Source organism: Prevotella sp. E15-22 (genome assembly GCF_023204875.1).
Taxonomy (GTDB): Bacteria; Bacteroidota; Bacteroidia; order Bacteroidales; family Bacteroidaceae; genus Prevotella.
On sequence record NZ_CP096247.1, the window covers coordinates 2,868,414 to 2,880,882 of the forward strand.

Here is a 12,469-nt window from a genome sequence, read left to right on the forward strand (position 1 = left end):
TTCAATATTTTTTGTGGAAACGTGACGGAATAGAAAAATAAGTTGTAACTTTGCAATCAGTATAACCCATCAAATCATTGTCACATGAAAAAAACAACATTCACACTTGCCAGCGCCATCATCTTGATTTGTGGCATCATGGCTACAATGGCCTGTTCTTCGGAGGACAACGCTTCTGCTGTTGACCCCACAGAAGACAGCAGTCAGTTCGTGACCCTCACAGACGTCGTGCCTGACGCCATCTTGGAAATTCGCTACTTTGGCACTTACAACTTTGTGGGCACGCGTATTGATGGTTATCTGGAGCCTACAGCCCTGCTGACCAAGGTTGCTGCCGACAGTCTGTTGGCTGTGAGCAATGATGTCAAGGCGCTAGGCTATCGCCTGAAGATCTACGATGCCTATCGTCCGCAGATGGGTGTCGACCATTTTATGCGTTGGGGTGCCGACATCGCCGACACGCTGATGAAGCCCTACTTCTATCCTGACCTCACCAAGGAGGTACTCTTTCCACAGGAGTATATCTGCGAGAGAAGCGGCCACACACGCGGCTCCACACTCGACCTGACCCTCTTCGATATGACCACAGAGAAGGAAGTCGACATGGGCGGCACCTTCGACTGGTTTGGCCCAGAGAGTCATCCCGACTTCTGCGGCAATCCTGAGACAGGCGAATATACTGGCGAAAATAGTAAGAGTCCTGCTGGCAGAAGCATCACCCCAGAGCAGTTCCACAATCGCATGATTCTGCGTGCAGCGATGATGCGCCATGGTTTCAAGCCATTCCCCACTGAGTGGTGGCACTTCACCCTGAAGGACGAACCGTTCCCTGACACGTACTTCACCTTCCCCGTCAAGAAACTGAATTAGTATAAACCCACAAATGGATATCAAGGAATTATATCATCTCTATCAGCAGCATCCATGCATCACCACGGATAGCCGCGACTGCCCTGAGGGCAGCATCTTTCTGGCCCTGAAAGGCGAGAAGTTTGATGGCAACCAATATGCAGAGGGCGCCCTCGAGAAGGGTTGCGCCTATGCCATCGTTGACAACCCCGATGTAGTGAAAGACCATCGTTACATCCTTGTTGACAACTGTCTGCAGACCTTCAAGGACATCGCCCGCGAGCATCGCCGCCAGTTCAATATCCCTGTCATCGGCATCACTGGTACCAATGGTAAGACTACCACCAAGGAACTCATCAAGGCCGTGCTCTCTGAGAAATACAACGTGCTGGCCACTGAGGGCAACTTCAATAACGACGTGGGTGTGCCCAAGACGCTGTTGCGCCTGAACAAGGAGCACGAGATTGCCATCATTGAGATGGGTGCCAGTCATCCTGGCGACATCAAGACGCTGGTTGAAACGGCAGAGCCCACCTGCGGCCTCATCACCAACGTGGGACGTGCCCATCTGCAGGGCTTTGGTTCGTTCGAGGGTGTCATCAAGACCAAGGGCGAACTCTACGACTACCTGCGCACCAAGGAGGACGGACTGGTGTTTGTCAATGCCGACAACGACTACCTGTGCGACATGCTGACCGACGAGATGTGGTGCACACCCTACTCTACCGACCCTGAGAAGCAGTATGCCTGCATATCGGGCGAGGTGCTGAGCTGCGACCCTCTGCTGAAGTTCCGCTGGCGCAGGCCTTTGATGGAACTGGAAGAGACGGGTGCCTCGCAGAAGTGGCATAAGGTGCAGACCAACCTTATTGGCGCCTACAACATAGACAACCTGCTGGCTGCCATCGCTGTGGGCATCAACTTCAGCGTGGACCGCAAGCAGATCTGTCATGCTCTGGAGACTTATGTGCCTACGAACAACCGCTCGCAACTCACTGAGACGCCTTACAACCGACTCATCGTGGATGCCTATAATGCCAACCCTTCGAGCATGGCTGCCGCCCTGGAGAACTTCCAGATGGTGGTGCCTCACGAGGGTGAGACGAAGATGGCCATCCTGGGCGACATGCGCGAGTTGGGCGAGGTGAGTCTGGAGGAACATCAGAAGACGGTTGACCTGCTGGCAGCATCGAGTCTAACGAACGTATGGCTGGTGGGCGAAGAGTTTGGCAAAACCAACACGCAGTTCCGCAAGTTCAAGGACGTGGAAGAGGTAAAGGCCGAGATACAAAAAAATCGTCCCGCTGGTCACCTGATTCTCATCAAGGGTTCCAACGGAACGAAGCTCTATCAGTTGCCTGAGCTGCTATAATTTCAGGTAACGCTTCATCATACGCGCGCTCTGTTTCTGCAGGGTGCGCGTCTTTTTGTCTGGTCGCCACTGGGAGTAGACGTTCTTCAGGGCATAACGCTCGGCCTCTTTCTTAGTGATAATCGTCTCTGTGGTGTTCTTCTCGCCGTTCAGCGTAAAGGTCGCCACGTTCGACTTCGGCGTGATGTTGCGCCCATGGGCATCCATCGTGCCATACTCTTGGAAGCGACTCTGAATGGTGCGCATGCCGCGAGGCTCAAAGCGCGATGACTGTAGGTGCTCTGGCTGTTCTATCGTGGTGTAGAGCCACGTGCAGTGGGGCTGCTCCCTCCAGCCACGGGCATAGACAAAGTCCGTGTTGTTGCTACGGATGGTGCAATGACTGAACACATACCCCCAGTCAGTCTTCGACGTGCGAGGAGCAGCGATGATGTCACGTCCGCCACCGTTCTGCCTGCGTTTCTCCATCACCAGCAGACAATGATAAAAGAACACATCGCCGGCACCACAGATGAAGTCGACCGTGCCATGAATCTCGGAGTCCTCGAAGTACGAGTGGCCATGCTCGTTGTTACTATAGTAAGTATCCTGATACGACAGCATTCTCACATGCTTGAAGATGGTGCTGTCGCCCTTGTCTTGCCAGCAGACAGCCCTGCCTGCCGCACCCGAGTGATAGTAGTCGAGCGCATTCTTCAGGGTGAGATCCTGCACATAGGTGTGATGGCCGCGATTCAGTAAGGTGGCCGTCGTACTGATGCCCTCGTTCTCGACCTTTGGTGCATTCACAATGATGGTGCCCTCCATGCTCTGACCCACCAAGGCGATGTTATGACCACTGATGGATGTCAGCACTCGTTCGCCCAGGTCGTAGACGCCATCAGGAATCAGGATAAAGAGTCGTTCTGACAGCGTATCGGCATTCTGAAGGTTAGCCCGTTCGATGGCATTCAACAGACTCTCGGCATTGCCAGCCTCGACCACAATCTGTGCCTTTGTCGTATAGGCGACAGTCAACCATGCTATCAAGATAAGGAGTTTCAGATGTTTCATGTCTTGGTTAATAGGTGACATATGAATACAAAAAACGCTCATCCACCTTTCGGTTGATAAGCGCTTTTGTGGTGGTGCCTCCAGGAATCGAACCGGGGACACACGGATTTTCAGTCCGATGCTCTACCAACTGAGCTAAGGCACCTTTTTTAATTACGGCTGCAAAGGTACAACAAAAAATCGAGATAACATAACTTTTTCAATAAAAATTTGCTTAACTCGCAAAAAAGCACTACCTTTGCAGCCGATTTCGTGCATTCTGAAATCAATCGGGATGTAGCGCAGTTGGTAGCGCACTACGTTCGGGACGTAGGGGTCGGGCGTTCGAGTCGCCTCATCCCGACTTATAAAAAACAAAAGGTGGTCGAACACGATGTTCAACCACCTTTTTTTATTTCCATCGAAGTATTCCCACCACCATCAACAGATAGCCCGCCAAACACAGCATGGGAGCCACCACAATACGCTGAGGCGAAAAGATATCGGGATTGAAAGCCTGCTCAGTACTGTCTGGTCCATACATCAGCAGATAGCCAATAGCAATGAGGAGGAGCGACAAGAGGATGATGAAACGACTGGTGGTCAGAAAGGAAAGCCACTTAGTCTTTGGGGTATTGTTTGACATACTGTTCATAGGATTTACTGTATTGATAAAAGAGTTCTGTTCTGTTGTATTGCGCAGCCACGGTGAGGGCACGCTCCATCGTCTGCAGCCACACATACTGCGAGTAGCGTGAGCCATTGCGACGCTTGGGACGGATGGTCTGTATCCACGAAAGCCACTCGTCAGAACGACGGAGCAGATCGTTTGCGATGGCATCGCCCTGCTGATATTGTCCTGCCATATAATAGCAGCGCGCCATGGAAAGAGCTGCATCTGTATAGGGCACATTCTCGTGCGGCATCTCATGCTGCCATTTTTCACAGACGGTCAGGGCCCGCTTCACATCACCCTGCCGGAGCAAGGAGTCAATCAATATGCCCATGATCAACTGGTGACTGTCGGCCATGCGCTTCACATCCTCGTCCACATAGATGCCTTTCGTATTGAGACCGCCATAGCGGAAACGATGCATAATGTTGTCGTAGAGTCGTTCCACGTCCACCCGCTGTTCTGTGGCCGTAGGACTGATGCGATAGGCCAGTCCCTCGAGCACCAGATGATTGCGAAGGAACGACAGCGTGCTGTTGCCCGTACTGATGGAGAGATAGAAGGGACGCTGCCATTGGGACTGCTGCAACATGTGGAGCACCATCAGTTCGTTCTTAAACAGGTAGTGCACGTCCTTGAGCGAGATGACCGTCTGACCAATGGTGACACTATCAACATCAATGGGCACACAGTCCAGTCGTCCTTCCTGATAGTCTTCATGACGCAAGGCGATAGGCAAGGCTGGCGAGTCGTAGGCCGGGCGTTTCATCTGGTCGATATACCAGTCGGTATTCAGATACTCCAGGTTACAGTCGCGCGTATCTGTTCGCACCCCTTCCACCTCGTGGTTATACCACAGTGGGAACGTGTCGTTGTCGCCATTGGTGAAGATCACGGGATAGCCTTCGCGCTGCATACTCTCCAGATAGTTGGCACCAAAGTCGCGACAGGTATAGCGGCCAGAGCGATCGTGATCGTCCCAAGTCTGCGAGACCATCTGGATGGGGACAGTCATCCCCGCCAATGCCACGATGCCAGCCAACGGCACCAAGTGCTTGCCTGCCCGCTTTTCAAAGAAATGATAGAGGGAAGCCACACCCATGCCTATCCAAATGGCAAAGGCATAGAACGACCCCACATAGGCATAGTCGCGTTCACGTGGCTGGAGTGGTGTTTGGTTCAGATAGACAACAATGGCAAGACCCGTCATCACGAACAGCAGCGAGACAATCAGGAATTGCTGTCGCCCCTCGCGCCCTCTGCGCCATTGCCAAAGGATGCCCATCAAACCGAGTAACAAGGGGAGACCATAGAACACGTTGCGCCCCTTGTTATGCCTGAGGTCGGAGGGCAACTTCGACGTGTCGCACCCCAGCAACCAGTCATCTATCCATCGGAAGCCTGTTATCCAGTTGCCGTGCTCCACCTCGCCATTGCCCTGGATATTGTTCTGTCGACCCACAAAGTTCCACAAGAAGTAGCGCCAATACATGAAGTTCACCTGATAACTAATGAAATAGCGCAGGTTCTCATCTTTGGTGGGCACGCCATCCTTGGTTTTGATGCTGCCAAGCCAATCGGAATAGGCCTTGGCATGGCGCTGGGAGTAGATTCTGGGGAAGAGAGGCGTCTTGCCATACTGCTCACGACTCAGGTACTTAGTGAGTCGCTCCACACTACTGGGTGCATTCTCGCACATTGGCGGGTTGGCGTTGGCCCTTATCAGAATGACACCATAGCTGCTGAAGCCAATCAGCATTACAAACAGACAGACCAGCGACAGTCGAAGTCTACGCTTCCAGGAGGTGCGCTTTGCCTTACGAAAAAGGATCACAAAGAACATGGCTGGCAAACAGAGAAGGCACAGCAGATGAACGCCAATGGACAAACCCGTGATATAGGCTATCAAGACAATCCATCGACTACTGCGAGGACTGTCGGCCTCATCTTCCCACTTCAGAATCAGCCAAAACATCAGGGCCGTAAGGAAGCTGGAGAAGGCATAGACCTCGGCCTCGACTGCCGAGAACCAGAACGTGTCGCTAAAGGTATAGACCAGTGCACCCACCACGCCACAGGCCTCGATGATGATGACTTGCGCCACGCCCTCAGGCTTTATCAGTTTGCGAACGAGGTGTGTGATGGTCAGGAACAAGAAGAAGATACAGCCCGCACTCAGGAGTGCCGACAGGATATTCACCATCAATGCCACATGCGACGGCTCACTGGCAAACTGTGAGAAGAAGTTGGCCACGAGCATAAAGAAAGGGGCGCCAGGCGGATGACCAATCTCCAGTTTATAGCCACACGCAATGAACTCTGGGCAGTCCCACAAGCTGGCCGTAGGCTCCACCGTCATACAATACACCACGGCGGCAGTGGAAAAACACAGCCACGCCGTCATGGTGTTTAATCTCGAAAAAGTTTTTTCTTGTATCATACGTTTGCAGTTTTATCGCTGCAAAAGTATGAAAAGGATAAAGGGAAGCCAAAAATACTTCCTGACATTTGTCTGACAATTACCTGTCAGGAATCTATCTATCTGATAGTCAAGCCATACGCACGACCTCTATCTACCTCAATTTTCAGGTTGGAATGCTCCTCGATGATTGGTTTCAATCTGCGGACAAGCGTATAGAGCGTCTCGCTGGCATCCTCTTTCTTGGGCCAAAGCGCATCACATATCTCCGTTTTCGATAGTTTGTGGGAGGGCGACTGCCACAGCATCTCCATTAGTTGCTGCTGCATGGGCGTCAACCTCACCACACATCCCTTCGCATCAACAAAGTTACCTTCCTGCAGAGCCAGTCCGCCAAACATGCCCATGGCCATGCGTCTACGATGCTGATAGAGACAATACATACCCCAAAGCACCACCATCGACCACAGCACCATCGACGGTCTTTGGTCTGATAATGCAAGAATGGTGGCAGTAGACACCTGCGGACGCGGCTGGAACCCCTTTTCTGTGTCCAACGCCAACACGGCCTTTCCCTTCAGATCCTCTGTCTGAAGGTAGTTGTTAAACACCCTGATGGTGTCGGCGCTAATCACTTCTGACTGCTGTTCTTCCAGAGCCTTAGCCAGTGCCTGGTTCATCTCCTCAGTCACCATCACCTCTGTTGTCCTATAACTGTTCAGACTAAACAGGCTTGAAGCCACAATCAGTGCAAAGAGCACTACAATAGGTAATCGCTGTTTCATCGGTTCATGCTTTTGTCTGCAAAGATAAAACATTTTTCCGAACTCTCAAAATAATTCACAACCTTTAAGATGTACGTCTTCAGCTATCGCATAAAGAAGTTCACGGTGAGGTCGTATCTCACTCTGACGGGCTCACCATTCTGTTTTCCTGGCGTCCACTTTGGCATGGCGTTGACAAGGCGGATGGCCTCAGCATCAAGATCGGGATCGAGGCCCTTGATCACCTTCACCGTCGATAACTGACCGTCGGGCTCTACGATAAACGCACAGATCACATTGCCACGGATGCCCTTTGCCTTAGCCTCGGCAGGATATTTCAGGTTCCTGAACACCCACATCATCATGGCCTGGTCGCCACCAGGGAAGGAGGGCACACGCTCCAGTTTGTCCTTCTCCGTCCATTTTATCACGCCACCATAAGCCTCTTCTATCTCCTTCTGCAACTTAGCATTCTGGGCCAGGATATCCTGTTCGCGTTTCTCCACAGCCTGCCAGTCGACCAGTTCCTTGATAGCGTCGGTAAACTTGTTTTTATCATTGTGATACACATAGTTTTGTTCCACCATGCGGCCGTTCTTCTTGTACGACACCTTGAAGTTCTTCTCATCCATCGACATATGAATGGTGGTTTTTCCTGCATCACCTTTGATGCGCTCCACCAACTCGGGCTTCAGCACATCGCCCAGCGAGAGCACCTTATTGTGGACCACATCGAACACGAAGTTGCGCTCACGGTTCTTCTGCGACGACTCGTTGCCATGAAGAGCCAGTTGCATGTATCCCACGAAGTAATTCAGATAACGCTGTTCCACGCCACCCTTGAACTGCACCACCATCTTCTCGCGCTGACCGATGGTTTCCTTCACCGTACTGGGATCAACGACAGACTCATATTCCGCCATATGCTGTTTCAATCCCTCCTCCAGCGAGTCGGACGCTTTCTCCTTACCAAACAGGATACGCGTGATGGCCCTGTTTAATGCCGCATACTTGCTGTGACAATGAATGGAGGTCTCCACCTTGAACCATTGGTTGCTGGCGCGCGCCGCCTTCACTTCCTGAACATCGAGCATTCCATTAGATTGTCCATCTGCAGCAGTTGCAGTCATTTGATTCTGTGCCATGCACACACAGCCTTGACCAAGCATCAAAAGCAAGGCCAACACCTTCAGTTTGTTTACGATTGTCATCATTGTTTTATGGTTAGTTAAACATTTTTGGTTATTAATTGCGATGCAAAGATAGAAAGAATACATGAAACATGCAAGAAATTTAAAAAGAAAATGACAGGCAGGTGTCTGTCACAGATACCCGCCTGTCGAGAGAGATTTGTTATATTAATAAGATTTATTTTTTAGCAAAGAGGTAAAGCGACTCGTTGACAGCCGTATCACTGATCATGCGATAGAGATCTGAGGGACGATCACGATGGTAGCAGATAACGTGGTTAACACTATCCTTGTCATGCAGACTGTACACCATCTTGTCAACAGGCTGGTCGAAGCACTGCTTCTGATGATTATAGCGACTGTACTCGGCGAAGTAAGAGTTGCTGGCCAGAGTATAGTCGTGGCGTGAGGCACACTCCCAATTGCGCTCGCCAGCGTTCCAACGATAGGTCACGCGACTCTTCAGAGTGCCGTCGGCAGCATAGTCGTACTCATACTTACGATGGGGCTTCAGCACCACATCACCTTTTCTACTACCTGTATTCATATAGACATACATCGTGGAGATGTTGTTTCCCTTTCGCTCAGCGTTGTAGTAATACTCGCCCTTTGAGTTGTTCGACACATCCTCATAAACCTTGTTAACAGTCTCTGAGGTAAGAACCTGTGCGTTGGCACTCATAGCCGATACACACATCATGATTGCAAATACTAACTTTTTCATTGTCGTTCGCTGTTTTAATTATTGATTTCTACTCGTTAGACGACAACACCAGTCAGTTTATTACAACAATTTCTCACTTTTTTCACTTTTTCATAAAAAAAGATGGAGCACATCGCTGTGCCCCATCTTTTTTTTCTTATCCCCTACCCTTGCGGATGCGTGGAAACATCTTCCTGACACGCAAAAGAGGCTGCGAGAGCTTGCCGCCAGAGATAATCAGCGTGACGGCAAAGATGACTAGCGCCATACCAATGGCCAGTCGAACAGTCATGGTCTCGTTAAACAGCAAAACAGCAATAGCCACAGCCGTCACTGGTTCCACGGCACCAAGAATCGCCACAGGCGTACTGCCAATCTTCTGGATGGCAGCACTGGTGCATATCAGCGAGAAGGCTGTGGGAAACAAAGCCATGCCAAAGGCCGAAGGCCAGAGTATCCAATTGCTGTTCAGCGTATGGATACAGTCGGGATCGAAGTTGAACGCAAACAGGAACAGGCCGAACACGATGACATAAAACGTGAGCTTCAGCGTAGGAATCTCGCGCATCGTCTTGCCGTTGACGGCCACCAAATAGATAGCATACGACAGGGCCGAAAGGAACACCAGCAGCAGTCCCATGGCCGACAGCACCTCGCCGCCGTCGCCACGATAGAGCAGACCAATACCCGTGGTGGCCAGGATGATACAGACAATGGTGAGCCAGGATGTGCGCTCGTGAAAGCCAACGGCCATGATAAGCGTCACCAGGATGGGATAGATAAACAGCAGTGTGGAGGCGATGGCCGCACCGATATAGGCATACGACACATACAGCGTCAGCGACGACATTGCCATCAGCAGTCCCATGATGATCAAGGGTATAATCTGATTACGACGCAAGCCAAAGCCACGTCCACGCACCATCATCATCACGGCCAGCATTGGGATGGCAAACAGATAGCGCAGAAACAAAACGCTATAGGCATCAATACCTGCCGACAGTAGCGGCAATGCGAAAAGAGGGTTGGTACCGTAGCTGGCAGCAGCCAATGCTCCCAGTGTGTACCCTTTCAGTGAGTTGTTCATATTTTAATCGTAATTGATATAAGGTTCCAAACGGCGAATAGCAGCAGGCGAGAATGCATCCAGCAATCCCAGGTCATGCAGTGAGTGAATCTTGCCATGCAGTCGACGATAGTCGGTGATGGCACGCGCCTGCGCATAATTAATATAAGGATGCCGGCGTAGCTCGTCGGCCGTCAACTTATTGATTTTGAGCCTCAACGGCTCACTTGTTCCTATGGAGAAATAGGTCTTCACATCCTGCGGCAGATTGGCGATCTCGTCCAGTTGGTCGATACTCACAAAACCACCTAACCTATTCTTATAGTCGTTTATCTTCCGTGCATAATAACTGCCGATGCCAGGCACCTTCTTATAGATGGCCGTATCGCCAGCATTCAGGTCGATGGTCTCGCCCTGGGTCAACTTCTCCTGACGGTGATACGTGGTGTCGCGTTCAAACGCCGGCTGCGTTCTGTGCACCTGAGTTGACGCCAGCTGATAGTCGTCAGAGATATGAATATAGGGTGCCAACTCCTTGTATTGCTTAGCGGTGAGTCCATACGTCTGGGCAAAATCCTCCTTGGTGCGATAGACACCTCCCGCAGCGCGATACTTATAGATGTTGCGCACCATCCACGACGGCAGACCTAAGCGCAATAACTGTGTGCTATCGGCACTGTTTGGATCGAAGGCAAAACGCTCAGCCTGGCGTTCACCCTGTGCATAGTATTGGTGAGATTCATCCTCCGTAGCGGAATTAGTGAAAGCCCCCGCTTTTTCAGGCTGTACAGCCGCATCAGGAGCCGTCGGCTCTGTCGGACCAACCCAAAACATCAGGCCAAAGGCCGCTGCTGCCACCGTTAGCAGCATCAGGAGTCCACGACGGTCATGACGATTCAGATAGTACAGCTTCTCGAGAAAGATCATATCACACCAAACTGATGAAGGAAGATGAGCAGGATGCAGATAGGACAGATGAAGCGCACGGCAAACAGATAGATGCTGAAGAAGCGTCCGCGCAACGTGCCACCATTCGTAAACTCATCCCTCACAATATGCTTAGGTACATACCATCCCAAGAACAGACAGGTGAGCAGGCCGCCCGTAGGCAGGAAGATCTGTCCTGTCAGGAAGTCGAACCAGTTAAACAACGACGTTCCGCCAATCATCAGCCACTCACGTCCGTCACCAAACGACAGCGAGCAAAACACGCCAATAGTCGCACACAACAGGGTGACGATGGTGGCACCCCAACGACGCGACACCTTCAGTTCCTCATGGAAAAAGGCCGTGCTCACCTCGTGCAGTGACATGAGCGATGTCAATGCCGCCAATGACAACAGTGCATAGAACAGCAAGGCAACGATCTCACCCAGGAAGGGCGCACCACCGAAGGCCTGCTGAAAGACGCTAGGCAATGTGATGAACACCAGTCCAGGACCGCAGTACTGACTTGCCTGACTGGGGTCGCTCATCAACTCAGAAGCGTTGGGATAGATGGCAAAGAATGCAGGGAATATCATCAGGCCAGCCAGGATGGCTATCAGCGAGTCAATGCTGACAATCTGGACGGCCGACTTCGTCAGATGCGTGTCTTTCTTAAAGTAACTGGCATAGGTACACAGACAGCCCATGCCCACGCTGAGCGAATAGAACGCCTGTCCCAGTGCGCCCAGAAACACATCACTATTCACCTTCGAGAAATCAGGATTAAACAAGAACGTGATGCCCCTGCCGGCACCAGGCAACATGCACGAGGCCACCGCGATGATAATCAATAGAATAAAGAGCAATGGCATCATCATCTTCGACCCCTTCTCGATACCCTTCTCCACACCGCGAGTGATGATAAAATGGCACATCAGCATGAATACCAGCATCCACAGAATGGGCTTCCAGGGGTGCGACGAGAAGTTCTCAAAGTACGTCTTCACATAGTCGGCATCACCCGTCAGGTGGCCAGCTGCCGAGGCATAGATATACTGCAGGCACCAGCCCGACACCACAACATAATAGCCCGTAATCATGAAACCCGTAAACACACCGAAGAGACCAATGAGGCGCCAGGGCGTACCATTGGCCAGACTGGCATAGGAACGTGCCGTATTGGCCTGTGCCCTGCGTCCGATGATAAACTCATTGAGCATGCAGGGAATACCCAGTATCAGCACACATGCGATATAGATAAGAATAAAGGCGGCGCCACCATTCTGACCCGTCATATAGGGGAAACGCCACACATTACCCAATCCTACGGCCGAACCAGCCGTAGCCAAGATAATGCCCAGTTTTGTTCCAAAGTTTGCTCTCTCTGTCTGATTCATTTCAACTTTGTTATTTTTTCGCGTGCAAAATTAGCAAATAATTACGAAAAGAGCACGAAAAATAACGGATTATTTGT

Annotated in this window: 10 protein-coding genes, 2 tRNA genes and 1 pseudogene; 3 read left to right on the top strand and 10 right to left on the bottom strand. The window is 51.2% G+C overall.

Going from position 1 to position 12,469, the window contains the following annotated elements:
- The first annotated feature begins 84 nt into the window (after positions 1 to 84).
- Both M1D30_RS11870 and murF read left to right on the top strand, forming a co-directional pair.
- Positions 85 to 870 carry a M15 family metallopeptidase gene (locus M1D30_RS11870; protein WP_248504235.1) on the top strand — a complete coding sequence of 262 codons (786 nt, stop codon included), beginning with the start codon at positions 85 to 87 and terminating at the stop codon, positions 868 to 870.
- A gap of 13 nt (positions 871 to 883) precedes the next feature.
- Positions 884 to 2,221, top strand: coding sequence for a UDP-N-acetylmuramoyl-tripeptide--D-alanyl-D-alanine ligase (murF, locus tag M1D30_RS11875; RefSeq protein ID WP_248504244.1), 1,338 nt, complete (start codon positions 884 to 886; stop codon positions 2,219 to 2,221).
- On the opposite strand, the gene M1D30_RS11880 is transcribed toward murF, so the two are convergent.
- Positions 2,216 to 3,274, bottom strand: a complete 1,059-nt coding sequence (locus M1D30_RS11880) for a pectinesterase family protein (RefSeq protein ID WP_248504246.1) — start codon at positions 3,272 to 3,274, stop codon at positions 2,216 to 2,218. The genes murF and M1D30_RS11880 overlap by 6 nt on opposite strands.
- A gap of 69 nt (positions 3,275 to 3,343) precedes the next feature.
- Positions 3,344 to 3,419: transfer RNA gene (locus M1D30_RS11885), tRNA-Phe, on the bottom strand.
- Between the two features lie 125 nt (positions 3,420 to 3,544).
- Between M1D30_RS11885 and M1D30_RS11890 the strand changes: the two genes are divergently transcribed.
- Positions 3,545 to 3,617: transfer RNA gene (locus M1D30_RS11890), tRNA-Pro, on the top strand.
- Between the two features lie 48 nt (positions 3,618 to 3,665).
- Here the strand turns inward: M1D30_RS11890 and M1D30_RS11895 are convergent.
- The 8 genes and pseudogenes from M1D30_RS11895 to M1D30_RS11930 all read right to left on the bottom strand — a co-directional run bounded on the left by M1D30_RS11895 (position 3,666) and on the right by M1D30_RS11930 (position 12,392).
- Positions 3,666 to 3,899: a DUF3098 domain-containing protein gene (locus M1D30_RS11895; protein ID WP_248504248.1), complete on the bottom strand. Its 234-nt coding sequence runs from the start codon at positions 3,897 to 3,899 to the stop codon at positions 3,666 to 3,668.
- Positions 3,874 to 6,366: a DUF2723 domain-containing protein gene (locus M1D30_RS11900; protein WP_248504250.1), complete on the bottom strand. Its 2,493-nt coding sequence runs from the start codon at positions 6,364 to 6,366 to the stop codon at positions 3,874 to 3,876. The genes M1D30_RS11895 and M1D30_RS11900 overlap by 26 nt, the downstream gene beginning before the upstream one ends.
- Before the next feature lie 98 nt (positions 6,367 to 6,464).
- On the bottom strand, positions 6,465 to 7,130 hold the full coding sequence (locus tag M1D30_RS11905) for a helix-turn-helix domain-containing protein (RefSeq protein WP_248504252.1): 666 nt from the start codon (positions 7,128 to 7,130) through the stop codon (positions 6,465 to 6,467).
- Between the two features lie 83 nt (positions 7,131 to 7,213).
- Complete coding sequence (locus tag M1D30_RS11910) at positions 7,214 to 8,323, bottom strand: energy transducer TonB (RefSeq protein WP_248504254.1); 1,110 nt, start codon at positions 8,321 to 8,323, stop codon at positions 7,214 to 7,216.
- Positions 8,324 to 8,477: 154 nt separating this feature from the next.
- A pseudogene (locus M1D30_RS11915) lies at positions 8,478 to 9,026 on the bottom strand (DUF3836 domain-containing protein); the annotation flags it as partial.
- 133 nt (positions 9,027 to 9,159) lie between these two features.
- Positions 9,160 to 10,089, bottom strand: a complete 930-nt coding sequence (locus M1D30_RS11920) for a DMT family transporter (RefSeq protein WP_248504258.1) — start codon at positions 10,087 to 10,089, stop codon at positions 9,160 to 9,162.
- 3 nt (positions 10,090 to 10,092) lie between these two features.
- Positions 10,093 to 10,995, bottom strand: coding sequence for a helix-hairpin-helix domain-containing protein (locus tag M1D30_RS11925; protein WP_248504260.1), 903 nt, complete (start codon positions 10,993 to 10,995; stop codon positions 10,093 to 10,095).
- On the bottom strand, positions 10,992 to 12,392 hold the full coding sequence (locus M1D30_RS11930; protein WP_248504262.1) for a sodium-dependent transporter: 1,401 nt from the start codon (positions 12,390 to 12,392) through the stop codon (positions 10,992 to 10,994). The genes M1D30_RS11925 and M1D30_RS11930 overlap by 4 nt, the downstream gene beginning before the upstream one ends.
- Between the last annotated feature and the right edge of the window lie 77 nt (positions 12,393 to 12,469).

Bases quoted from the DNA above. Each gene is read 5' to 3' on its own strand.
- M1D30_RS11870 (WP_248504235.1), top strand. From the start codon at position 85: ATGAAAAAAACAACATTCACACTTGCCAGCGCCATCATCTTGATTTGT.
- murF (WP_248504244.1), top strand. From the start codon at position 884: ATGGATATCAAGGAATTATATCATCTCTATCAGCAGCATCCATGCATC.
- M1D30_RS11880 (WP_248504246.1), bottom strand. From the start codon at position 3,274: ATGAAACATCTGAAACTCCTTATCTTGATAGCATGGTTGACTGTCGCC.
- M1D30_RS11895 (WP_248504248.1), bottom strand. From the start codon at position 3,899: ATGTCAAACAATACCCCAAAGACTAAGTGGCTTTCCTTTCTGACCACC.
- M1D30_RS11900 (WP_248504250.1), bottom strand. From the start codon at position 6,366: ATGATACAAGAAAAAACTTTTTCGAGATTAAACACCATGACGGCGTGG.
- M1D30_RS11905 (WP_248504252.1), bottom strand. From the start codon at position 7,130: ATGAAACAGCGATTACCTATTGTAGTGCTCTTTGCACTGATTGTGGCT.
- M1D30_RS11910 (WP_248504254.1), bottom strand. From the start codon at position 8,323: ATGATGACAATCGTAAACAAACTGAAGGTGTTGGCCTTGCTTTTGATG.
- M1D30_RS11920 (WP_248504258.1), bottom strand. From the start codon at position 10,089: ATGAACAACTCACTGAAAGGGTACACACTGGGAGCATTGGCTGCTGCC.
- M1D30_RS11925 (WP_248504260.1), bottom strand. From the start codon at position 10,995: ATGATCTTTCTCGAGAAGCTGTACTATCTGAATCGTCATGACCGTCGT.
- M1D30_RS11930 (WP_248504262.1), bottom strand. From the start codon at position 12,392: ATGAATCAGACAGAGAGAGCAAACTTTGGAACAAAACTGGGCATTATC.